The organism is Mycobacterium montefiorense, from assembly GCF_003112775.1.
Taxonomy (GTDB): domain Bacteria; phylum Actinomycetota; class Actinomycetes; order Mycobacteriales; family Mycobacteriaceae; genus Mycobacterium; species Mycobacterium montefiorense.
On the sequence record NZ_BFCH01000018.1, the window covers coordinates 76,282 to 99,130 of the forward strand.

18 protein-coding genes are annotated in these 22,849 nt (G+C 66.9%); 13 read left to right on the forward strand and 5 right to left on the reverse strand.

What is annotated here, in order from left to right:
- Positions 1-4: 4 nt before the first annotated feature.
- The gene (locus tag DB708_RS13075) at positions 5-613 is read right to left on the reverse strand and encodes a DUF4178 domain-containing protein (protein WP_108922438.1); all 609 of its coding nucleotides are present in this window, start codon (positions 611-613) and stop codon (positions 5-7) included.
- 181 nt (positions 614-794) lie between these two features.
- Between DB708_RS13075 and ruvC the strand changes: the two genes are divergently transcribed.
- The 5 genes from ruvC to DB708_RS13100 all read left to right on the forward strand — a co-directional run bounded on the left by ruvC (position 795) and on the right by DB708_RS13100 (position 4,264).
- Positions 795-1,376 carry a crossover junction endodeoxyribonuclease RuvC gene (gene ruvC, locus DB708_RS13080; RefSeq protein ID WP_108922440.1) on the forward strand — a complete coding sequence of 194 codons (582 nt, stop codon included), beginning with the start codon at positions 795-797 and terminating at the stop codon, positions 1,374-1,376.
- Positions 1,373-1,987: a Holliday junction branch migration protein RuvA gene (gene ruvA / locus DB708_RS13085; protein ID WP_108922442.1), complete on the forward strand. Its 615-nt coding sequence runs from the start codon at positions 1,373-1,375 to the stop codon at positions 1,985-1,987. The genes ruvC and ruvA overlap by 4 nt, the downstream gene beginning before the upstream one ends.
- Positions 1,984-3,042, forward strand: coding sequence for a Holliday junction branch migration DNA helicase RuvB (gene ruvB / locus DB708_RS13090; RefSeq protein ID WP_108922444.1), 1,059 nt, complete (start codon positions 1,984-1,986; stop codon positions 3,040-3,042). The genes ruvA and ruvB overlap by 4 nt, the downstream gene beginning before the upstream one ends.
- An 8-nt stretch (positions 3,043-3,050) precedes the next feature.
- Positions 3,051-3,437 (forward strand): DUF1304 domain-containing protein, encoded by a 387-nt coding sequence (locus DB708_RS13095; RefSeq protein WP_108922446.1) that lies wholly within the window; start codon positions 3,051-3,053, stop codon positions 3,435-3,437.
- A gap of 116 nt (positions 3,438-3,553) precedes the next feature.
- A complete protein-coding gene (locus tag DB708_RS13100; RefSeq protein ID WP_108922448.1) occupies positions 3,554-4,264 on the forward strand; it encodes a hypothetical protein in 711 nt (236 codons plus the stop codon).
- Positions 4,265-4,332: 68 nt separating this feature from the next.
- On the opposite strand, the gene car is transcribed toward DB708_RS13100, so the two are convergent.
- A complete protein-coding gene (car, locus tag DB708_RS13105) occupies positions 4,333-7,848 on the reverse strand; it encodes a carboxylic acid reductase (protein ID WP_108922450.1) in 3,516 nt (1,171 codons plus the stop codon).
- A 241-nt stretch (positions 7,849-8,089) separates the two neighbouring features.
- On the reverse strand, positions 8,090-9,430 hold the full coding sequence (gene gabT, locus DB708_RS13110; RefSeq protein WP_108922452.1) for a 4-aminobutyrate--2-oxoglutarate transaminase: 1,341 nt from the start codon (positions 9,428-9,430) through the stop codon (positions 8,090-8,092).
- Positions 9,431-9,681: 251 nt separating this feature from the next.
- Between gabT and yajC the strand changes: the two genes are divergently transcribed.
- The 6 genes from yajC (at position 9,682) to DB708_RS13140 (ending at position 17,956) form a co-directional block, all read left to right on the forward strand.
- The gene (gene yajC, locus DB708_RS13115) at positions 9,682-10,032 is read left to right on the forward strand and encodes a preprotein translocase subunit YajC (RefSeq protein ID WP_108922453.1); all 351 of its coding nucleotides are present in this window, start codon (positions 9,682-9,684) and stop codon (positions 10,030-10,032) included.
- Positions 10,033-10,119: 87 nt separating this feature from the next.
- Complete coding sequence (gene secD, locus DB708_RS13120; RefSeq protein ID WP_108922455.1) at positions 10,120-11,991, forward strand: protein translocase subunit SecD; 1,872 nt, start codon at positions 10,120-10,122, stop codon at positions 11,989-11,991.
- 3 nt (positions 11,992-11,994) lie between these two features.
- Positions 11,995-13,299 (forward strand): protein translocase subunit SecF, encoded by a 1,305-nt coding sequence (gene secF / locus DB708_RS13125; RefSeq protein ID WP_108922457.1) that lies wholly within the window; start codon positions 11,995-11,997, stop codon positions 13,297-13,299.
- Positions 13,300-13,337: 38 nt separating this feature from the next.
- On the forward strand, positions 13,338-15,008 hold the full coding sequence (locus DB708_RS13130) for an ABC transporter substrate-binding protein (protein WP_409347607.1): 1,671 nt from the start codon (positions 13,338-13,340) through the stop codon (positions 15,006-15,008).
- Positions 15,005-15,547 (forward strand): adenine phosphoribosyltransferase, encoded by a 543-nt coding sequence (locus DB708_RS13135; RefSeq protein ID WP_108922461.1) that lies wholly within the window; start codon positions 15,005-15,007, stop codon positions 15,545-15,547. Before DB708_RS13130 ends, DB708_RS13135 begins: the two co-directional genes overlap by 4 nt.
- Positions 15,548-15,577: 30 nt before the next feature.
- Positions 15,578-17,956, forward strand: coding sequence for a RelA/SpoT family protein (locus DB708_RS13140; RefSeq protein ID WP_108924157.1), 2,379 nt, complete (start codon positions 15,578-15,580; stop codon positions 17,954-17,956).
- 9 nt (positions 17,957-17,965) lie between these two features.
- Here DB708_RS13140 and DB708_RS13145 read toward each other — a convergent pair whose 3' ends face one another.
- A complete protein-coding gene (locus tag DB708_RS13145) occupies positions 17,966-19,744 on the reverse strand; it encodes a protein kinase domain-containing protein (RefSeq protein WP_261859581.1) in 1,779 nt (592 codons plus the stop codon).
- A 79-nt stretch (positions 19,745-19,823) separates the two neighbouring features.
- On the reverse strand, positions 19,824-20,711 hold the full coding sequence (locus tag DB708_RS13150) for a peptidylprolyl isomerase (RefSeq protein WP_108922463.1): 888 nt from the start codon (positions 20,709-20,711) through the stop codon (positions 19,824-19,826).
- A gap of 103 nt (positions 20,712-20,814) precedes the next feature.
- Between DB708_RS13150 and DB708_RS13155 the strand changes: the two genes are divergently transcribed.
- Together DB708_RS13155 and hisS are read left to right on the forward strand one after the other, a co-directional pair.
- Positions 20,815-21,489, forward strand: coding sequence for an MBL fold metallo-hydrolase (locus DB708_RS13155; RefSeq protein WP_108922465.1), 675 nt, complete (start codon positions 20,815-20,817; stop codon positions 21,487-21,489).
- Positions 21,486-22,760: a histidine--tRNA ligase gene (hisS, locus tag DB708_RS13160; RefSeq protein WP_108922467.1), complete on the forward strand. Its 1,275-nt coding sequence runs from the start codon at positions 21,486-21,488 to the stop codon at positions 22,758-22,760. The genes DB708_RS13155 and hisS overlap by 4 nt, the downstream gene beginning before the upstream one ends.
- The last annotated feature ends 89 nt before the right edge of the window (positions 22,761-22,849 follow it).

The window sequence follows — 22,849 nt, forward strand, 5'->3', positions numbered from 1 at the left end:
GGTCCTACGCGGAGGCCGGCGGCGCCGGGTAGACGGTGAGCTCGCCCGGCGATACCGGCTTGCCCGTCGAGATCTCCCAGGGCGTGCCGGGTGCCCAGCACTCGAAGGAGAGCAGCACGGACTCGTCGGCATTGGCACAGTCGACGAACTCCATCTCGCCGCCGGCCGGCAGGCCCGTGGTGCCCTCGGTGGTGTAGGACGCCCGACCGCGCTCCGCCTCGCGAAATGCCATCCCGTCCACGACATACTGGTCGCCGGGCTGCAACGTGAGGTCCTTGCGAGTCACCCACATGACCAGCTCGAGGCGGCCGTCGTCTTCTTCCACGGCGAACCAGGTCGGCTGGTCGCCGCCTTCCAGCAGGTGCTCCCACCACACGAACGGTCCCTCGCGAAACGTCACCGATCCGCGGACCACGTAGTCGACACCGCCATAGCTGACGATGGCGCCCGGGCCCAGTTGCCGGGGTCCAAACTGCGGCATGGCATCGGAGGAGAAGGGGTCGCTGCGCCCGCGCGGCCCGGCCGCTGCCTTGGGCCGCCGTGAAGCCACCACAAACACCACGATCGACGCGATGAACAGCACCGCAGCCAGCACCACCAGCACTGTTCCCACGCAAACCCTCCCGTCGACGCGGCGGCGGAGCGAACGTCGGCTTAAGTTAACAGCTTTTGCCGGCTGGGAGCCCTAAAGTGCCCGACCCAAAAGTGGGTGGGTGTCGCGTGTCCTGTCCCTAGGGGTCGGACCCGACCGCTAGGCTATCGAACAGCTGTTCGGTACTAGGTTGGAGCATGCTATGCGCGTGATGGGCGTCGACCCAGGATTGACCCGATGCGGGCTGTCCGTAGTCGAAAGCGGGCGTGGGCGAAATATCGTCGCGCTCGATGTCGACGTGGTCCGTACCCCGTCGGATGCCGCCCTGCCCAAACGGCTGTTGGTCATCAGCGACGCCGTCGAGCACTGGCTGGATACACATCATCCTGACGTGATCGCGGTTGAGCGGGTTTTCGCCCAGCACAATGTGTCGACCGTGATGGGCACCGCGCAGGCCGGTGGCGTGATCGCGCTGGCGGCGGCCAAACGCGATATCGACGTGCACTTCCATACCCCCAGCGAGGTCAAGGCCGCGGTCACCGGCAACGGCGCTGCCGACAAAGCCCAGGTCACCGCGATGGTGACCAGAATCCTTGCGCTGCAAGCCAAACCGACCCCGGCCGACGCGGCCGATGCGCTGGCGCTGGCCATCTGCCACTGCTGGAGAGCGCCGATACTGGCCCGGATGGCCGCGGCCGATGCGCTGGCCGCCGAGGCGCGCCAGGTTTACCGCGCCAAGTTGGCGGCCAAGGCCAAGGCGGCCAAAGCGGGAGCGGGCCGATGATCGCCTCGGTGCGCGGTGAGGTGCTCGAGGTGGCACTCGATCATGTGGTGATCGAAGCCGCCGGTGTCGGCTACCGGGTGAACGCGACCCCGTCCACGTTGGCGACGTTGCGCCACGGCAGCGAGGCCCGCCTGATCACCGCGATGATCGTCCGCGAGGATTCGCAGACGCTGTACGGGTTTGTCGATGGCGAGAACCGCGACCTGTTCCTGACGCTGCTATCGGTCTCTGGAGTCGGGCCGCGACTGGCGATGGCGACCCTGGCCGTGCACGACGCCGCTGCGCTGCGCCACGCACTGGCCGACGGCGACGTCGCCGCGCTGACCCGGGTGCCGGGCATCGGTAAGCGCGGCGCCGAGCGCATGGTGCTGGAGTTGCGCGACAAGATCTATCCCGCCGGCACGCCCACGGCAGCACCGGCGGGTGCGGGTCTCAATGGCCACGGGGTACGGGGCCCGGTGGTCGAGGCGCTGGTCGGTCTGGGCTTCGCGGCCAAGCAGGCCGAGGACGCCACCGACAAAGTTCTTGCCGCCGTCCGCGAAAACGGCGAACAGGCAACGACTTCCGGCGCTTTACGGGCCGCGCTGTCGTTGCTGGGTAAGTCCAAATGAGTGACGAGTACTCCGAAGACCATGCGGATCGCGACCTGTCCCCGGCGCTGACCATCGGGGAGGGCGACATCGATGTCAGTCTGCGGCCCCGCTCGCTGCGGGAGTTCATCGGCCAGGCCCGGGTCCGCGAACAGCTGCAGCTGGTCCTCGAAGGCGCCAAAAACCGCGGCGGCACACCGGATCACATTCTGCTGTCCGGCCCGCCGGGGCTGGGCAAGACGTCGCTGGCGATGATCATCGCCAGCGAACTCGGGTCCTCATTGCGGGTGACCTCGGGGCCGGCGCTGGAGCGTGCGGGCGATCTGGCCGCGATGCTGTCCAACCTGGTCGAGCACGATGTGTTGTTCATCGACGAGATCCACCGCATCGCCCGCCCGGCCGAGGAGATGCTCTACCTCGCGATGGAAGACTTCCGGGTCGACGTCATCGTGGGCAAAGGCCCTGGGGCAACATCGATTCCGTTGGACGTTGCGCCGTTCACCCTGGTCGGTGCGACCACCCGGTCCGGCGCGCTGACCGGACCGCTGCGGGACCGCTTCGGGTTTACCGCGCACATGGATTTCTACGAGCCGGCCGACTTGCAGCGAGTCCTGGCGCGTTCGGCCGGGATCCTGGGCATCGAGCTGGGCGCCGAAGCCGGCGCGGAAATCGCCCGTCGCTCCCGCGGCACGCCCCGGATCGCCAACCGCCTGCTGCGCCGGGTGCGGGACTTCGCCGAGGTGCGGGCGGACGGGGTGATCACCCGCGACGTCGCCAGGTCGGCGCTGGAGGTTTACGACGTCGACGAGCTCGGGCTCGACCGGCTGGACCGGGCGGTGCTGTCGGCGCTGACCCGCAGCTTTAGCGGCGGGCCGGTCGGGGTTTCGACGCTCGCGGTGGCGGTCGGGGAGGAGGCGACCACCGTCGAGGAGGTGTGCGAGCCGTTCCTGGTGCGCGCCGGCATGGTCGCTCGCACGCCGCGCGGCCGGGTGGCCACCGCGCTGGCCTGGACTCATCTGGGTATGACACCGCCAGCCGGAGTCACCGGTCTGGCTCAACCTGGGCTGTTCGAGTAGGAGGCGTCATGATCACCGCCGGACTGGTATTCGCCGCGCTTGCGGCGCTATTGCACGTCTACATCTTCACGATGGAGTCGTTGACCTGGACCTCACCCCGTACCCGCGCCGCCTTCGGTACGACGGCCGAGGAGGCCGAGACCACCAAGCTGCTCGCCTTCAATCAGGGCTTTTACAACCTTTTCCTGGCGATTGCCGCGGGCATTGGGATCGCCGAGGTCGCGATGGGACACCGGGCCGTCGGAGCGGCACTCGTCTTCGCCGGGATCGGATCCATGGCCGCGGCCGCGGTCGTCCTGGTGGTGTCGGCGCCGGACAAAGCGCGGGCAGCGGTGACGCAGGGGGCGTTCCCGTTGATCGCAATCGTGCTACTGGCGCTTGGCCTCGCCCCGTAACAGCAGACACGCCGGCCACACGGGTCACGGCCGTGGGAGCTGCCAGAGGTTACAAGCGCGAACCGCAGGGTATCCCCGCCCTGCTGAAGTAGTCCGGCGTCTATAGGGGGATGTAAATGAGTAACGCACAAGAAGGCCATCCAGGCAGGTTGTGGATGCCACGTTCCCGCGGCGCGGTCTGCGGGTTGATCCTGGTCGTCCTGGGTGCTTGGGGTGCGTTGATACCGTTCGTCGGTCCGCATTTCAATTTCGCCTACACGCCCGATCAGGATTGGGCATGGAGCACGGCCCGGGGCTGGCTCGAGGTGTTGCCAGGAGGCATCGCCGCGCTGGGCGGCCTGCTGCTGATCTTTTCCGGAAATCGGATCACCGCGATTGTGGGCGGCTGGCTGGCGGTCCTGGCCGGCGGATGGTTCGTGATCGGTGGTGAAGTCGCTCCGCTGCTGGGAATCGGGTCTGCCGGAGACCCGATCGCCGTGACCGAGCGGAAGCGGGCCGCGCTGGAGATTTCGTACTTCTCAGGGCTGGGCGTCCTGATCGTCTTCGTCAGTGGCATCGCGCTGGCGCGCCTTGCGGTGCGACTCGCCAGCGACATCGAAGCCCTGGCACGGGTGCGGTCGGCGACGCCGGTGGCCGGCGAGCCCGTCTACATGTCGGGGCTGGAGGAGCCTCACCGTGAGGTGGAGGCAGACGCGATGACGACACCGCGGGCAGACCACTACGAGTCGTCCGAGGAGCCGAAGACCGGCGGCTGGCGCAAGCAGCGGACAGACGCCGCTCCCGCAAAGGGCGCGTCATACCTGCGCTGGCCGCATCCTCAGCGCTAACAACACATCACGCTAAAGCCGGTCGCCAGCTGGGTATCTCGAGCTGGCGACCGGCTTTTGCGGTGCCCTTAGAGCAGGCCGAGCAACTGTAGGTCGCTGACGTACTTGTTGATGATCGGCGCGCTGATGTGCGGAATATCTTTGTCCGGGCCGACTTTGGCGTCCTGGACTGCCGCACGGAACAGATCGGTCGGTGCCATCGATCCGCGGATCGGGTGCTCCGGCTTCTGGTAGTTGTGCAGCAGCGGCAAAAGCGATGCGTTGCGCTGCTTTTCGGGCAGCGCGCGCAGGCTGGTCTCGAACCGTTGCAGCCACTCGCCGTAGTCATCAACGCGGCGGATGGCGGATCCGCCCTCGATGAGCCAGTCGACGAACTCGTCCATGCCGATGCCGTCGTCGTACGGGTTCATCACGTGGAAGGTGCGGAACCCGCCGGCGCTTTGTGCACCCAGCGTCGAGATCGCATCGGCGATGAACTCCACCGGCAGCCCGTCGTAGTGAGCGCGCTGGCGGTTACCGATTGCGTCGCGCTCGTAGAACGAGGCGGGCGCGATGCCGGTGGCCACCAGGCTCAGCATCATCCGGGTGAACATGTCCGGCACGTTGAGCTGACCGGCGTAGGTGGTATCGGCCAGGATCATGTCGCAACGGAACACCGCGACCGGTAGGCCACACAGGTCGTTGGCCTCGCGCAGCAGCACCTCACCGGCCCACTTGCTGTTGCCGTAACCGTTGGCGTAGCTGTCGTTGATCTGCCGGGTGGCACTGATCTCGCGGATGTCGGCGTCCTCGACGAACGCGCCCGGCTTGATCTGGTCGCCCACCCCGATCGTGGACACGTAGGTGTACGGCTTCAACTTCGCGGTCAGCGCGATGCGGATCAGCTCGGCGGTGCCCAAGGCGTTGGGACCGAACAGCTCGCTGTACGGCAGCACGTGGTTGACCAGGGCGGCGGGATCGACGATCAAATCGACCGTGTCGGCCAGCCGCTGCCAGGTCTGCTCGTCCAGGCCCAGGTTTGCCTCTCCCTTGTCGCCGGCGATGACCTCGAGGTGATCGCCGGCCAGCTGCCGGTAGTGGGCCAGCAGTTGGGCGTCACCGCTATCAAAGGTCGCATCCAGCCGGGCGCGCGCGGCCGCGTCGTCCTTGGCGCGGACCAGGGCGATCACCTTGCCGTCGACCAGGTCCATTCGCTCCAGCCATTCCAGGGCCAGGTAGCGGCCGAGGAAGCCGGTGGCTCCGGTCAGCAAGACGGTGCGCACCTCGGTGGCGGCGGCGGGCAGCTCCGGTGCGGCCGCCAACGTCGGCGCGTCGATGAACTTGTCCAGCGTGAGGTCACCGGCGTGCACCTCGACGGCGTTGCGCCCGTGCACGGCGGCGAAGGTGGGCCGCTTGTTGCCCTGGCGCTCGCTTTCGATGTAGGCGGCGATCGCGGCCAGGTCGTTGGCCGGGCTGACGATCACACCCACCGGGACGTCGACGTCGAAGATCTCGTGCAGCAGATTGCCGAATGTCAACGCCGACAACGAGTCTCCGCCGAGGTCGGTGAAGTGTGCTTCCGGCGACAGGTCGCCGCTCGCCGCACCCAGCAGTGCGGCCGCGGCCCGGCTGACCGTTTGCAGCACCGGGGCCTGGGCCCCGCTGCTGCGCAGTTCGGAGAGCTCGTTGGCCTGGGTCGCGGCCAGGTCGGTGTAGAGCTGTTCGAGCCGCTCGCCGTAGTGCTGCTTCAGCTTCGGCCACGCCAGCTTGCGGATGCCGGTCAGCAGACCATTCTCCAGCGTGAAAGGCGTTGTCTCGATGAGGAAGTCGCGCGGCACCTCGTAGGACTGCAGGCTCGCTTCCTTCGCGACGTCCTGCAGCGAGTCGGCGATCAGTCCCTTGAGCACCCCAAGCTCGTTTCGCCGCAACGCTTCTTCGGTCGGCACCACGACGGCCAGCAGGTAGGGGTGTGCACTGTTGCCATAGACGTAGATCTGCCGGATCAGCGGGCTGTTGCCGAATACCGCCTCCAGCTTGGCGACGGTGACGAATTCACCCTGCGCCAGCTTGAGCACGTTGTTGCGGCGGTCGACGTAGACCAGCCTTCCGGGCGCTACCTCGGCGACGACGTCGCCGGTCCGGTAGTAGCCTTGCGCGTCGAACACGCCGGCAGTGACCTCTGGCCTCTTGTAGTAGCCGGGGAACATGTTCTCGGTCTTGAGCAGCAACTCACCGCGCGGGTGCGGCCGGTCAGTGGCGAAGTACCCCAGATCCGGCACGTCGACCAGCTTGTAGTCGATGACTGGCGGCTTCTGGACCTCGCCGTCGAACAGCACCATCCCGGCCTCGGTGGAGCCATAGCCGTCCAGCAGATGCATCTCGAGCAGGGCTTCGACCCAGGCCTTGAGTTCTGCAGAGGTGGGCGCCGAGCCCGTCATCGCGAAGATGAACCGGCCGCCCAGCAGGTGCTGCCGCTGCTCGTCGAGGACCTCGGTTTCGATGGCCGCCCGGTCAGCGGAGGCGCCGGCGTCGGCGATCCGACGCTCGACCTGGCGCTGGTATTCGCTGTAGAGGGTCTCCCAGATTCGCGGCACGAAGTTCATCTCGGTGGGCCGCACCAGCTGGATGTCTTCCAGCAGGGTGGACAGGTCGCTCTTGGCGGCGAAGTAGGCCGTGCCGCCGTTACCGAGCGTGCCGTAGAGGATGCCGCGCCCCATGACGTGGCTCATCGGCATGAAGTTGAGCGTGATCGACGCGGCACTCGGCGCGAACCAGTTGCGGCGCGACCGGCACCACATCTTGCCGATGTTGCCGGCCAGATACATCGCGCCCTTGGGTGCGCCGGTGCTACCGGAGGTATAGATCAGCAGGGCCAACGGGTTATCGGTTGCGTCTGCATCCGAAACAGGCAGCGCCGGAAGCACTTTCCCGCGCTCGATGATCTCGGCGAGCGGCTCGATAACGACCGCGGTGTCGGCCAGACGCGCACGGGCGGTTTCGACCGCCTCGCGCTGGTCGTCGACCTCGGGGTGGTAGTCGAAGACGACCAGCTTGGCCGGGGTGTGGCCGGTCAGGATCAGCTCGACGGCTTCGGGCAGCTGGTTCGCGCTGGCCGCGATCACGCCGGGCTCGGTTTCGGCCACGATCGGCTGCAGCTGCGTGAGGGCCGCGCTGGTCTGTAGCGGGACCGACACGGCGCCGATGTGGGCCAGTGCGACGTCGATAGTGGTGAAGTCGACGCTGTTGAAGCCCAGCACGGCGACGCGGTCGCCGGCCTGCACCGAGTCGGCGGCCAGCGCGCGTGCCAGGGCATCGACGCGCTCGTCCAGTTCGCGGTAGGTGATGGTCTCGAAGCGGGGGAGCAGCTCTGGCGAGGTGCGCCCGGTCTTCGGGTCTTTGACGAACTCCACGACGCGCTGGCCAAGAGCCGGGCGGTCGGCGTAGCCCTCGAGCACGGTCTTGATGATCTGAGGCAGACGCAGTCCAGGCTGTTCGAGAGCCGCGGCGACGGCCGGGTCGGTCTTGGCGGCGGCGAACTGCGGGTCGTTGGCGGACAGCTCCGCCACGCGGCGTTCGAGCCGCTCGTCCTGACTGGAGGTTGACATGACACTTCTCCTTGAAACAACTGAGAAATATGAGCTGTGGTCGCGCGACACTGCGCTAACCCTTAAAACGTTAGCGAAACTAACGGTATTCCTCAATGGGCTGTGGTTGGCAGTTCACTGTGAGTTATGCCACCGAGGTTATCCTCGCGAGTCTTCCGGATCGAGTGTGTCGAGCAACCGTTGCATCGTCGCTCACGTCGGCGAGCAGCCGTCGTCCCCGGGTCGGTCGGCCGGGTTCTGGTCAGAGATCGGCCAGTAGCGCGCGCAGCACGTCGAGTCCCTCGGTGAGCAGCTCGTCGCTGATCGTCAGCGGCGGCAGCAGCCGGATGACATTGCCGTACATGCCACAGGTCAGCACGATGATGCCGGCGGCGCCGGCCGCGGTGGCCAGCTTGTTCGTCAGCTCGGCGTCGGGTTCGCTGGTCCCGGATTTCACCAGCTCGACCGCGACCATGGCGCCGCGGCCGCGGACGTCACCGATTCGATCGTCGCCGGTCTGCATCCGCAGCAGCACGTCGGTGATCAGCCGCTCGATCTGCTGGGCCCGTTCGACCAGACCGTCGTCCTCGATCGTCGCGATACTGGCCAAGGCTGCCGCACACGCCACCGGGTTTCCGCCGAACGTGCCGCCCAGCCCGCTGACATGCGGGGCGTCCATGATTTCGGCTCGGCCGGTCACCGCCGACAGCGGCAGGCCCCCGGCGATGCCCTTGGCGGTGCAGATCAGGTCGGGCTCGATGCCTTCGTACTCGCAGGCGAACATTGCGCCGGTGCGGGCAAACCCGCTTTGCACCTCGTCGGCGATGAACACCACGTTGTTCTTGCGGCACCAGGCCAGCAGCGTGGGCAGGAATCCCTCGGCCGGCACGATGAACCCGCCCTCGCCCTGGATGGGCTCGATGACGACGGCCGCCAGGTTGTCGGCGCCGATCTGCTTGTCGAACACGCTGATGGCGCGCTTGGCGGCTAGCTCGCCGTCGGTGGCCAGCTCCTTGTCGAGCAAGCCATCCCGGTACGGGTAGGACATCGGCGCCCGGTAGATCTCCGGAGCGAACGGGCCGAAGCCGCTCTTGTACGGCATCGACTTCGCGGTCAGCGCCATCGTCATGTTGGTGCGGCCGTGATACGCGTAGTCGAAGGCCGCCACGGCGGTCTTGCGGGTGTATGAGCGAGCAATCTTGATGGCGTTCTCGACGGCCTCGGCGCCGGAGTTGAACAGCGCCGAGCGCTTCTCACCCGAGCCGGGAGTGATCCGGTTCAGCGCTTCGGCGACCGCGATGTAGGACTCGTACGGCGTCACCATGAAGCAGGTGTGGGTGAACTCGGCCACCTGCTCGCGCACCGCGTCCACCACCCGCGGCGAGGAGTTGCCGATCGTGGTGACTGCGATGCCGGAGCCCAGGTCGATCAGCCGGTTTCCGTCGACGTCCTCGACGATGCCGCCGCCGGCGCGGGCGACGAACACGGGCAGGGTGACGCCCACGCCGTGCGACACCGCCGCGCTTCGGCGTTTGTTCAGCTCCAGCGACCGGGGACCAGGGATTTCGGTAACCAGTTGGCGGGTCTGCTCAAGGCTGGTCACGGCATCCTCCCTGCGGCGCGCGGGTCGCGTCGCGCTGAGAGCCTATATGTTCGGGCGGTCGTGGTGCCTGCCGAGGACATGGTCGCGGTGTGCGGCCGGTGTGGTCCGCGCAGGTGCCGATCCGTCGCGACCGGTGGCCTGCCAGACTGGACGGGCACACTGGACCCGTTACGCGCTGCGTGACCTCCCGGTCGGCCGGCGTCGACCGTTGGCATACCCAGCAATACCGATACGAAAGACAGGCTTGTTCGATGGAAAGTTTGGTTTTGTTCCTGCCGTTCCTGCTCATCATGGGCGGGTTCATGTATCTGGCGTCGCGCCGCCAGAAGCGCGCGATGCAAGCCACCATCGACCTGCACGACTCCTTGCAGCCGGGGGACCGCGTGCACACGACGTCCGGCTTGCAGGCGACCATCGTCGCGTTCACCGACGACACCGTCGACCTCGAGATCGCGCCCGGCGTGGTGACCACCTGGATGAAGCTGGCCATCCGCGACCGGATCGTGGCCGAGGACGACTTGGATGAAGACGACGCGGCCTTTGGAGAGTCCGAAGGTCCCCAAGACCCTGCCGACGAGAGTCGGCTGACCAAAGATCAGTGACCGCTCCGGTCCGATAAGCGTTTTGCGCGACTCGGACACGTAGGCTCTGTCGGGGATAAAACCGATTTTCAAGGAGATATTAGGAAAGTGGCATCGTCTTCGGCGCCGGTGCACCCTGCCCGCTACCTATCGGTTTTCCTGTTTCTGCTGGTCGCTGTCTATTTGACGGTGTTTCTCACCGGTGACAAGCGGGCCGCCCCGAAGCTCGGCATCGATCTGCAGGGTGGCACCCGTGTGACGCTGACCGCGCGTACTCCGGACGGGTCGCGCCCGAGCCGCGAGGCGCTGTCGCAGGCGCAGCAGATCATCAGCGCGCGCGTCAACGGCCTGGGCGTCTCCGGCTCGGAGGTTGTCGTCGACGGTGACAACCTGGTGATCACGGTGCCCGGCAACGACGGCAACGAGGCCCGCAATCTGGGACAAACGGCTCGGCTCTACATCCGGCCGGTGCTCAACGCGGTGCCGGCCCAAAGTGCCGAACCCAAGCCTGGGGCCCAGCCGCCTGCGGGGAGCCCATCGGGCGCCCCGGCGCCCGGGCAGCCGGCACCTCCGCCTGCCGGCCAGCCCGCGCCCGGGCAGTCGGCACCTCCGCCTGCCGGCCAGCCCGCGCCCGGGCAGTCGGCACCTGCGCCTGCCGGCCAGCCCGCGCCACCGCCGGCCGGACGGCCGGCGCCGCAACCGCGGCCCTATCCGCAGGACCCGCCGCCGACCCCCAGCCCCGCACCGAGCCCGGCGCCCGCGCCCGGTAATGCGCCGGCACCCGGAGCGCCGCCGCCCGGAGCGCCCGCCGCCGACGCGCCGCCGCCTGAGGCACCCGCGCCGCCCGATCCGCGCAAGGATCTGGCGGAGCGCATCCAGGCGATGAAGGATTTCCGGCAGAGCCCCAACCCTTACATTCAGATGGTTGCGATGCGCTGGGTTGCTGCCCACTGCGACAAAGAGGACATTCTGGCCGGCAACGACGACCCGACGCTGCCGCTGATCACCTGTTCCACCGACCACAAGACCGCCTACCAGCTGGGGCCGTCGATCATCAGTGGCGATCAGATTCAGGACGCCAGCTCGACGATGAACCAACACGGCATCGGCTACGTCGTCGACGTTCAGTTCAAGCCCGCCGCGGCCAACACCTGGGCTGACTTCACCGCCGCCCACGTCGGTACCCAGACCGCGTTCACCCTGGACTCGCAGGTCGTCAGCGCCCCGATGATTCAGGAAGCGATCCCCGGCGGCCGGACCCAAATCACTGGTGGTGACCCACCATTCACTGCCTCGACCGCCGGCCAGCTGGCCAACGTCCTGAAATACGGCTCGCTTCCGCTGTCCTTCGAATCCTCGGAAGCCCAAACCGTCTCGGCCACATTGGGATTGACCTCGCTGCGCGCGGGGCTGATTGCTGGCTCGATCGGCTTGCTGCTGGTGCTGCTCTATTCGCTGCTGTACTACCGGGTGCTTGGATTGCTAACGGCACTATCGTTAACTGCTTCCGGTGCAATGATTTTCGCGATCTTGGTGATCCTGGGCCGACAGATCAACTACACCCTGGACCTGGCCGGCATCGCGGGTCTGATCATCGGTATCGGAACCACCGCCGACTCGTTCGTGGTGTTCTTTGAACGCATCAAAGACGAGATCCGCGAAGGCCGTTCGTTCCGGTCGGCGGTGCCTCGAGGCTGGGCGCGGGCCCGCAAGACGATCGTGTCGGGTAACGCCGTCACCTTCCTGGCCGCCGCCGTGCTGTACGCCCTGGCGATCGGCCAGGTGCGCGGATTCGCCTTCACCCTGGGCCTGACCACGGTGCTCGACATCGTGGTGGTGTTCCTGGTGACCTGGCCGCTGGTCTACCTGGCCTCCAAATCTCCGACACTGGCGAAGCCCGTCTACAACGGCCTGGGAGCTGTCCAGCAGGTCGCCCGCGAACGCCGGGCTTCGTCGAGCGTGAAGACGGGACGGGGATAGGCGATGACCTCCAAAGGCAACACCGGCTCCGAGGCCGAGGACACGAAGGCCGACTCGGAGACCAAGAGCGACGCGGCCGAAATCACCGAAGCCAGCGAGGGCGTGGTGGAGCCGACGTCGGACTCCCGCGCGCGGCTGCCGCATCACAGCTTCATCGCGCGGCTCTACACCGGAACGGGTGCGTTCGAGGTGGTCGGGCGGCGCCGGCTGTGGTACGGCATCAGCGGTGTGATCGTCGCCATCGCGATCCTGTCGATCATCGTGCGGGGCTTTACTTTCGGGATCGATTTCAAGGGCGGCACCACGGTCTCGTTCCCGCGCGGCGACGTGCAGACCTCGCAGGTGCAGGACGTGTTCAGGAAGACCCTGGGCCGTGATGCCGAATCGGTGGTCACCGTCGGCAGCGGAGCTTCGGCCACGGTGCAGATCAATTCGGAAACGCTGTCCAACGACCAAACCTCGAAGCTGCGCAACGCGCTGTTCGACGCGTTCGGGCCCAAAGGTCCCGACGGCAAGCCGAACAAGGCGGCCATCAGCGACTCGGCGGTATCTGAGACCTGGGGCGATCAGATCACCAAGAAGGCGCTGTTCGCGCTGGCGGTGTTCCTGGTGCTGGTCAGCATCTACATCATGGTGCGCTACGAGCGCTACATGGCCATCTCTGCGCTGACGACGATGGTGTTCGACCTGGCCGTCACTGCCGGCGTTTATTCGCTGGTCGGCTTCGAAGTCAGCCCGGCCACGGTGATCGGTTTGCTTACCATCCTCGGGTTCTCGCTTTACGACACCGTCATCGTGTTCGACAAGGTTGAGGAGAACACCCACGGTTTCCAGCACACCACCCGGCGCACCTTCGCCGAGCAGGCCAACCTGGCGATCAACCAGACCTTCATGCGCTCGATCAATACCAGCCTGATCTCGGTACTGCCGGTGCTGGCGCTGATGGTGGTGGCGGTGTGGCTGCTGGGTGTCGGCACGCTGAAGGACCTGGCGCTGGTGCAGCTGGTCGGCATCCTGGTCGGCACTTACTCGTCGATCTTCTTCGCCACCCCGCTGCTGGTCACGCTGCGCGAGCGCACGGAGCTGGTGCGTTCCCACACCCGACGCGTCGTGAGACGGCGCAAGCCCGGCACGCCGGAGCAGGTGAGCAGCGTCGGCGAAGAAGCGTCTGAAAGCACCGAAGAGACAAAGAAAGCCGCAGCGGCGTCCACCGAGTCGGCGCCGAGCAAGCCGGCGCCGGGTGCTCGGCCCGTGCGGCCCACCGGTACCCGGCGGCCGAGCGGCAAGCGAAACGCCGGCCGGCGGTAGCCGAGATGGCCCCCTGGTGTCCGCGGACTGTGGGCACCATTGGCATGCGGATCAGGCGGGGCCTGCGGCGGGCGGCGCCCGCCGCAGTGGTCGTGGCGCTCGCGTGCGCAGTCGCGCTGACCGGGTGCTCGAGTAGCGCCGCCTCGCAGATCGACTATGTCGTCGACGGCCCGCTGAGCAGCTACAACGTCAACACCACCGTCGGTTTCGCTTCGGCCGGGGCGCAGGCCTTCGCTCGCACGCTGACCGGGTTCGGCTATCACGGCCCCGACGGACAGGTCGTCGCCGACCACGACTTCGGCACCGTCGCGGTGGTGGGCGGTTCGCCGTTGGTGCTCGACTACCAGATCGCCGACAATGCCGTCTACTCCGACGGCAAGCCGGTGACGTGTGACGACCTGGTGCTCGCCTGGGCGGCGGCGTCGGGTCGGTTTCCCGGCTTCGACGCCGCCACTCAGGCCGGCTACGTCGACATCGCCAACGTCGAATGCATACCGGGGCAGAAAAAGGCGCGGGTGTCGTTCGTCCCGGACCGAGGCGTCGTCGACTACATGCAGCTGTTCGCCGCGACGACGATGCTGCCGTCGCACGTAATCGCCGACCAGCTCAACATCGACGTGACCGCGACGCTGCTCAGCAACAACGCGTCCTCGGTCGCACAGATCGCGCAGCTGTGGAACACCACGTGGAACCTCAAGCCCGGCCTCAAGCACGACGACATCGTCAAACGCTTCCCGTCGTCGGGGCCTTACAAGGTCGAATCCGTCCTGGACGACGGCGCCGTGGTGCTCGTCGCAAACGATCGGTGGTGGGGCCCCAAGGCGATCACCAAGCGGATCACCGTGTCGCCGCAGGCCGCCGACATCCAGGACCGGGTCAACAACCGCAACGTCGACGTGGTGGACGTCGCGGCCGGATCCTCGGGAGCGCTGGCCACACCGGACAACTACGAGCGCACCGATTTGTCATCGGCGGGCATCGAGCAGCTGATCTTTGCGCCGCAGGGCCCGCTGGCGCAGGCCAAGGCCCGTCGCGCGTTCGCGCTGTGTACGCCCCGTGACGCGATCGCGCACGACGCCGGGGTCCCGATAGCCAACTCGCGCCTGTCTCCGGTTGCCGAGGACGCCGTCGCGCTGGCCGACGGTGCCGCCGAAGCCGCCCCGTTCAACAAGGCGGACCCCGCCGCTGCCCGCGATGCGCTGGGCGGTGCGCCGCTGCCGGTGCGGATCGGCTACCAGGGCCCCAACGCCCGGCTCGCGGTCACCGTCGGGACCATCACCAAGTCCTGCGCGGCGGCCGGGATCGGTGTGTCCAACATCACGCTGGATACGTCCGGACCCCAGGCGCTCAAGGACGGAAAGATCGACGTCTTGCTGGCCAGCACCGGTGGAGCCAATGGCAGCGGGTCCACCGGATCGTCGGCGATGGACGCCTACGACTTGCACAGCGGCAACGGCAACAACCTGTCCGCGTATTCGAATCCGCAGGTCGACGGCATAATCGGGGCGCTCGCGGTATCGGGCGACCCGGCCGAGCGTGTTCGCCTGCTTGCCGAGGCTGCCCCGGTACTCTGGGGGGACATGCCAACGCTGCCCCTCTATCGGCAGCAGCGCACGTTGCTGATGTCGAAGCGGATGTACGCCGTCAGCGCAAACCCGACTCGGTGGGGGGCCGGTTGGAACATGGACCGATGGGCTTTGCTGCAATGACGAGTGTTCGAGAGGACGCGCTGCTGGCCGCCCACATCGCGTCGTTGACGCGCGCGGTGGCCGATTTTCCGCAGCCGGGAGTCCACTTCAAAGATCTGACCCCGCTGTTCGCCGACGGGGAAGGCATGGGCGCGGTCACCGATGCGCTGGCAGATCTAGCCTCCGACGTCGATCTGGTGGCCGGTATCGATTCCCGCGGGTTTCTGGTGGCGGCGGCCGTGGCCGAACGGCTGGGCACCGGCGTCTTGACCATCCGCAAGGGCGGCAAGCTGCCGCCGCCGGTGTACGCCGTGGAATACGACCTGGAGTACGGCAGCTCCACCCTGGAAATCCCGGCCGACGGCGTCGAACTGCGCGACCGCAGCGTGATGATCTTCGATGACGTGCTCGCCACCGGTGGAACGCTGCGCGCGGCGGCCCGACTGCTTGGGCAGGCCGGGGTCCGGTTGGCGGGGGCGGCGGTGGTGCTGGAGCTCACCTCGCTGGGCGGCCGCGAGGCGGTTGCTCCGCTGGAAGTACACAGTTTGTGCCGTGGGTAAGGAATATCCTCGAATTCGGAGGTGACCGACGTGGCGGATGAGCAGAGCACGGCGCAAGCTGTGGTGCCGCCCATAGAGTCGCCAGCATCGCTACCACCCCTCGACCCGCCGGGGCCGCCGGAGCCACCGGCCGAGTCTCTGAAGACGTCGAGCAGTGCGTCTCGTCGCGTCCGGGCCCGGCTGGCCCGGCGAATGACCGCCCAGCGCGGCGCGCTGAACCCCGTGCTCGAGCCGCTGGTGGCGGTGCATCGGGAGATCTATCCCAAGGCGAACCTTTCGATGCTCACCCGGGCGTTCGAGGTCGCCGACGAACGCCATGCCACACAGTTGCGGTATTCCGGTGATCCCTACATCACCCACCCGCTGGCTGTCGCCAATATTCTCGCCGAATTGGGCATGGACACCACGACTTTGGTGGCCGCGCTGCTGCACGACACCGTCGAGGACACCGGCTACACGCTCGAGGCTTTGAGCGAGGAATTCGGCGAAGAGGTAGGCCACCTGGTCGACGGCGTGACCAAGCTGGACCGCGTCGAACTGGGCAACGCCGCCGAAGGCGAGACCATCCGCAAGATGATCACCGCGATGGCTCGCGACCCGCGAGTGCTGGTGATCAAGGTGGCCGACCGGCTGCACAACATGCGCACCATGCGCTTCCTGCCGCCGGAGAAGCAGGCCCGCAAAGCCCGTGAGACACTGGAAGTCATTGCACCCCTTGCACATCGGCTGGGTATGGCCAGCGTCAAGTGGGAGCTCGAAGACCTGTCTTTCGCGATCCTGCACCCCAAGAAATATGAGGAGATCGTTCGCCTCGTCGCCGGGCGGGCGCCGTCGCGCGACACTTACCTGGCCAAGGTCCGTGCCGAGATCGTCAACACCCTGGGCGCGTCGAAAATCAAAGCCGTGGTGGAGGGTCGCCCCAAGCACTACTGGTCGATCTACCAGAAGATGATCGTCAAGGGCCGCGACTTCGACGACATCCACGACCTGGTCGGCATCCGCATCCTGTGCGACGAGATCCGGGACTGCTATGCCGCTGTCGGCGTGGTGCATTCGCTGTGGCAGCCGATGGCCGGGCGATTCAAGGACTACATCGCCCAGCCCAGATTCGGTGTCTACCAATCGCTGCACACCACGGTTGTCGGGTCGGAGGGTAAGCCGCTGGAAGTGCAGATCCGCACCCGGGACATGCACCGCACCGCCGAGTACGGCATCGCCGCGCACTGGCGTTACAAGGAAGCCAAGGGCCGCAACGGTCTTCCGCATCTGCACGCCGCCACCGAGATCGACGACATGGCCTGGATGCGTCAGCTGCTCGACTGGCAACGTGAGGCCGCTGACCCGGGTGAGTTCCTGGAGTCGTTGCGTTACAACCTTGCGGTGCAAGAGATTTTTGTGTTCACCCCCAAGGGCGATGTGGTCACCCTGCCGAACGGTTCGACGCCGGTGGACTTCGCCTACGCGGTGCACACCGAGGTCGGCCACCGATGCATCGGCGCCAGGGTCAACGGGCGACTGGTCGCGCTGGAGCGCAAGCTCGAAAACGGGGAAGTCGTAGAGGTTTTCACCTCCAAGGCGCCCAACGCCGGGCCGTCGCGGGACTGGCAGCAGTTCGTGGTGTCGCCGCGAGCCAAGGCGAAGATCCGGCAGTGGTTCGCCAAGGAGCGCCGCGAAGAGGCGCTCGAGACCGGTAAAGAAGCGATGGCTCGCGAAGTGCGCCGCGGCGGACTTCCGTTGCAGCGCTTGGTTAATGGTGAGGCCATGGCCGCGGTGGCCCGGGAGCTGCATTACACCGACGTCTCTTCGATGTACACCGCGATCGGCGAGGGGCATGTGTCGGCGCGCCACGTCGTACAACGGCTACTGGCCGAGCTCGGCGGCATCGACCAGGCCGAAGAGGACCTCGCCGAGCGGTCCACGCCGACAACGATGCTGCGCCGGCCGCGCAGCACCGACGACGTCGGCGTCTCGGTCCCCGGTGCCCCCGGGGTGCTGAGCAAGCTGGCCAAATGCTGCACACCGGTGCCGGGCGACCAGATCATGGGCTTCGTCACTCGCGGCGGCGGCGTCAGCGTGCACCGCACCGACTGCACCAACGCCGCGTCACTGCAGCAGCAGGCCGAGCGCATCATCGAGGTGCTCTGGGCCCCGTCGCCGTCGTCGGTGTTCCTGGTGGCTATTCAGGTCGAGGCGCTCGACCGCCACCGGCTGTTGTCGGACGTCACGCGGGTACTGGCCGACGAAAAGGTAAACATCCTCTCGGCATCGGTGACCACCTCGGGTGACCGGGTTGCCATCAGCCGCTTCACTTTTGAGATGGGTGACCCCAAGCATCTCGGGCACCTACTCAATGTCGTGCGCAATGTCGAAGGCGTTTACGACGTCTACCGCGTGACGTCGGCCGCGTAACGCTCGCGTTTAGCCGAGTCGCACCGATTTGATCGTGATCGGGGCGGCGGGAAGACCGCTGTCCCGATTGCCGGCCACACCCGCCGCGCCGATCTTGTCGAGAACCGCCAGGCCGGCCTCATCTATCGTGCCGAGCACGGTGTTCACCGGTGTTGTCTCGGTGTCCGCGAAGAACATGATGAATTGGCTGCCGTTCGTGTTGGGCTCGGAGGTGGCCATGGCCACGGTTCCGCGCGGGTACACGACGGTCGCCCGCAGCGCGGCATCCCCCGCGGGGTATTGGTTGGTCGGGTACTCGTCGGCGAATTCGTAGCCGGGGCCACCACCGCCGTCCGTGTCGGGGCCGCCGCACAGCAGTGACGCGGAGTCGGCGGTCTTGATTAGTCGCGCGCATGAGGTGTCGCTGAAGAAGCGTTGTCGGGTAAGGCTGGCGAAGCTGTTCACCGCGCAAGGGGCCTTGGCGTTGTCGAGCTCGAGGCCGATCTCGCCGACGTTGGTGGAGATGATCGCCCTGATTACCGGCGGGTCGGTGGCTACCCTGCCGGAGCGGGGCGGGTCGACGGGCTTGGGCGACGCATCGGGCGAGTCGGCGGCCACGACCGGATATTGGCAGTTGGCACCCAGGTCGGCCGGCGGCGCAAATGCGGGCAGCGGCGGCGCGGTGGCCCCGTTCAGGGTGGCCGAGGTCATCGGTGTGCCGGGCCCTCCCATGGCCGGCCCTTGTTTTGGCGTCCGGGGATGGGGTGCGGCGCTGGACGCGGTATTGCTCGCGGGGGAGTCGCCGTTCGTGATCAGCGAGACGACCAGGATCGTCACCATCGCAAGCGTGAAGATCGATGCGGCGACAATGCCGACGATCAGGCGCGTGTGCGAGCGCTGCGCAGGCTGCTGCAAGGCGGTGGCCGGTGCAACCGGGTACTGCGGCCCAGTGGCGGCCGTCGCTGGGGATGGCGGTGGTGGCGCGCCGCCGTGCTGGCCTGCCAGTGCGGCTTTGGCCGCCTCGGCGAACTCGAGCGCCGTTTGGTAGCGGTGGTCGAGATCTTTTGCCATGCCCCGGGCGACCACGTCGTCAAGGGCCTGGGGTACGCCGGGCGCGGTGAACGAGGCGCGCGGCGGCGGGGTGTTCAGATGCGCGTTGAGCTGTTCTTCAAAGGTGTCGCCGGGGTAGGGCAGATGTCCGGTCAGGCATTCGTAGAGAACGCAGGCCAGCGCGTAGACGTCGGCGCGGTGATCGGTCATGCCCCGGAACCGCTCGGGGGCCATGTAGGCCATCGTGCCCATGGTGTGGCCGGTGTGCGTCAGCGCGGTGTCGGCGGCGGTGCGTGCCAGGCCGAAGTCGATCAGGTAGATGAAGTCGCGGTTGGATACCAGGATGTTGGATGGCTTGATGTCGCGGTGGATCAGTCCGACTTCGTGTGCCGTATCCAATGCTGCGGCAACCTGTTCGACGACCGCGACCGCGCGCTCGGGTGCCAGGCGTCCGCCGTTTTCGGCGATGTACTGCATCAGATCGCGGCCCTCGATCAGCCGCATATCGACGTAGAGCCGACCGTCGATCTCGCCGTAGCTGTGGATCGGCACCATGTGCGGATCGCTCAGGCTGGCGGCGATCCGTGCCTCGCGGCGGAAGCGTTGCTGGAACTCGGCGTCTTCGGCCAGATGCGCGGGCAGCACCTTGAGCGCGACGATCCGGTCGGTACTGGTGTCGTAGGCGCGGTAAACCTGTCCCATGCCGCCGCGGCCCAGCAACTCACGCAGTTCGTACTGTCCGAATGACTCCGTCCCCACGCACCGACCTTAAGGTGTGGGCGATCCAGGCGCCGAATTCTGACGAATCCGTGGCGATTCGTGTTGGGTCAGCCGGGGTCTAGTCGAGAAGTATCGACTTGATTGTGACTTCGCTGGCCGGGGCTCCGTCTTCACCGCCGCCGTTGACACCGGCCTTGGCGATTTTGTCCAGAACGGCCAGCCCGTCGGGCTGAATCGTGCCGAAGACGGTGTATTGGGGCGGCAGCTGAGAGTCCTTGTAGACCAGGAAGAACTGGCTGCCGTTGGTGCCCGGTCCGGCGTTGGCCATCGCCAGGGTGCCGCGGGGATAGGTGACCGGTTGCTGCGACTTGGGGTCGTTCGGCGGGTACTGGTCGGTCGGGTACTCGTTGTCGAACTTGTAGCCCGGACCGCCGGTGCCGTCGCCCTTGGGGTCACCACATTGCAGGACGCCCAACGTCTCCGAGGTGGTCAGCCGATGGCACTTGGTGTTGTCGAAGTACTTCTGGCCAGTCAGACTCGCGAAACTGTTGACCGTGCAGGGTGATTCGTTGTTGGCCAGCATCAGGCCGAGGTTGCCCTGGCTGGTCGACATGCTGGCGCTCACCTGAGCCGGATCGGTCGGCACCTTGCCGGTGCGTGGCGGCTTGACCGGCTTGGCGGCCGGTTCCTGCGGTGTCGCCGGGTACTGGCAGTTGGCGCCAACGGTGGCCGACGGCTTGAAAGCCGGCAACGGCGGAGCCGGCGGGACCTGCCCGGTCGGGGCCGTCGTGCTCGCCGCGGGAGAGGTGGCGGGCGACGCCGTGTTGTCCTTGTGTTTGTTGGTGTTGATCACGGTGATCACCACCGCGGCCACCACCGCGACAGCCGCGACGGCGCCCCCGACGATCAGCAGGAGGCGGCGCAGTCGGGCTTGCTTTGCGCGGCGCTCCAGCTGCCGTTCGAGTTTGCGCTTGGCGTTCGCACGTCGCTGTTCGTTGGTCGGCACGGCCGGTATGCCTCCATGGTTGTGAGCGGGGGCGGGTAGCCAGCTCAGGCTAATGCGAGCGCGGCGTTCGGTGTCAAGCGGCCCCCGTGGGAAACTGGGAAGCGTGTTGATCACCGGATTTCCCGCTGGCATGTTGCAGTGCAACTGCTACGTGCTGGCCGAGCGACCCGGAACGGACGCCGTCATCGTGGATCCTGGGCAGCGGGTGATGGGTCCGTTGCGGCGCATCCTCGACCAGAATCGGCTGACGCCGGCCGCGGTGCTGCTCACCCACGGGCACATCGACCACATGTGGTCTGCTCAGAAAGTGTCCGACAGCTACGGCTGCCCGACCTACATTCATCCCGAAGATCGTTTCATGCTGAAAGACCCGATTCACGGCCTTGGGCCGAGGCTGGCGCAGCTGGCGACGGGTGCCTTCTTCCGCGAGCCCAAGCAGGTGGTCGAGCTGGACCGCGACGGCGACAAGATCGACCTCGGCAACGTGAGCGTCAACGTCGATCACACACCAGGGCACACCCGCGGATCGGTGGTCTTCCGGGTTGCGCAAGCCGCCAAAGCCGACGCCGACGTGGTGTTCACCGGTGACACGCTGTTCGAGCGCTCGGTGGGCCGCACCGACCTGTTCGGCGGCAGCGGTCGCGATCTGCTGACCTCGATCCTCGACAAACTGTTGGTGCTCGACGACAACACCGTGGTGCTGCCCGGCCACGGCAACTCCACCACGATCGGCGCCGAGCGGCGTTTCAACCCGTTCCTCGAAGGCCTGACCGGATGACGGAGTCTTTCACTACGTTCTCTGGTCCCAAGGGTGTGCCGGATTACGTTCCACCGGACTCGGCGCAGTTTGTCGCGGTGCGTGATGGGCTGCTCAGCGCCGCCCGTCGGGCCGGTTACGGCGATATCGAGCTACCCATCTTCGAGGACACCGGGCTGTTCGCCCGCGGTGTCGGTGAATCCACCGACGTGGTGTCCAAGGAGATGTACACGTTCGCGGATCGCGGTGATCGCTCGGTGACGCTGCGGCCGGAGGGCACCGCCGGGGTGGTACGCGCGGTGATCGAACACGGCCTGGACCGCGGTGCGCTGCCGGTCAAACTGTGTTATTCGGGTCCGTTTTTCCGCTACGAGCGACCGCAAGCCGGCCGCTATCGCCAGCTGCAGCAGGTCGGCGTCGAGGCGATCGGCGTCGACGATCCCGCGCTGGACGCCGAGGTGATCGCCATCGCCGACGGCGGGTTCCGGTCGCTGGGCCTGGATGGATTCCGGCTGGAAATCACCTCGCTGGGCGATGACAGCTGCCGGCCGCAGTACCGGGAAGTGTTGCAGGAGTTCTTGTTCGGGCTTGACCTGGACCCCGAAACACGCAGGCGCGCCGAGATCAACCCGCTGCGGGTACTCGACGACAAACGACCCGAGGTCAAGGCGATGACGGCCGATGCCCCGGTGTTACTCGATCATCTTTCGGATGCCGCCAAACAGCACTTCGACACGGTGCTGGCCCACCTGGATGCACTGGGCGTGCCGTACGTCATCAACCCACGGATGGTGCGCGGGCTGGACTACTACACCAAGACCACCTTCGAGTTCGTGCACTCTCGCCTGGGCGCCCAGTCGGGTATCGGCGGTGGTGGCCGCTACGACGGGCTGATGCGCCGGCTCGGCGGACAAGACCTGTCCGGCATCGGATTTGGGCTTGGCGTGGACCGGACGCTGCTGGCGTTGCGGGCCGAAGGCCGCAGCGTGGGGGAGACTACGCGCTGCGAGGTCTTCGGTGTGCCGTTGAGCGAACCGGCCAAACTGCGGCTGGCGGTGCTGGGCGGTCAGTTGCGTGCCGCCGGTGTCCGGGTGGACCTGGCTTACGGCGACCGGGGGCTCAAGGGCGCGATGCGCGCGGCCGACCGGTCGGGGGCCCGCATCGCGCTGGTCGCCGGGGATCGCGATATCGAATCCGGCACCATCGGGGTAAAGGATCTCGCGACCGGTGAGCAGGTGTCGGTGTCGATCGATTCGGTTGTCGCCGAAGTACTTTCGCGTATCGAACGGTAGTCGCGGGCGAGTCGGACGAGTTTGGGCCGCTGTCACCAGAAATTTGGCCGAATCGTCAATAAATCTCTGCGTTCGTCGTATTCTCTTCC

What these genes read in the sequence shown, in the direction of transcription:
- DB708_RS13095 (WP_108922446.1), top strand. Translation starts at nt 3,051, where the DNA reads ATGATCACCGCCGGACTGGTATTCGCCGCGCTTGCGGCGCTATTGCAC.
- DB708_RS13100 (WP_108922448.1), top strand. Translation starts at nt 3,554, where the DNA reads ATGAGTAACGCACAAGAAGGCCATCCAGGCAGGTTGTGGATGCCACGT.
- car (WP_108922450.1), bottom strand. Translation starts at nt 7,848, where the DNA reads ATGTCAACCTCCAGTCAGGACGAGCGGCTCGAACGCCGCGTGGCGGAG.
- secF (WP_108922457.1), top strand. Translation starts at nt 11,995, where the DNA reads ATGACCTCCAAAGGCAACACCGGCTCCGAGGCCGAGGACACGAAGGCC.
- ruvC (WP_108922440.1), top strand. Translation starts at nt 795, where the DNA reads ATGCGCGTGATGGGCGTCGACCCAGGATTGACCCGATGCGGGCTGTCC.
- hisS (WP_108922467.1), top strand. Translation starts at nt 21,486, where the DNA reads ATGACGGAGTCTTTCACTACGTTCTCTGGTCCCAAGGGTGTGCCGGAT.
- yajC (WP_108922453.1), top strand. Translation starts at nt 9,682, where the DNA reads ATGGAAAGTTTGGTTTTGTTCCTGCCGTTCCTGCTCATCATGGGCGGG.
- DB708_RS13135 (WP_108922461.1), top strand. Translation starts at nt 15,005, where the DNA reads ATGACGAGTGTTCGAGAGGACGCGCTGCTGGCCGCCCACATCGCGTCG.
- ruvA (WP_108922442.1), top strand. Translation starts at nt 1,373, where the DNA reads ATGATCGCCTCGGTGCGCGGTGAGGTGCTCGAGGTGGCACTCGATCAT.
- ruvB (WP_108922444.1), top strand. Translation starts at nt 1,984, where the DNA reads ATGAGTGACGAGTACTCCGAAGACCATGCGGATCGCGACCTGTCCCCG.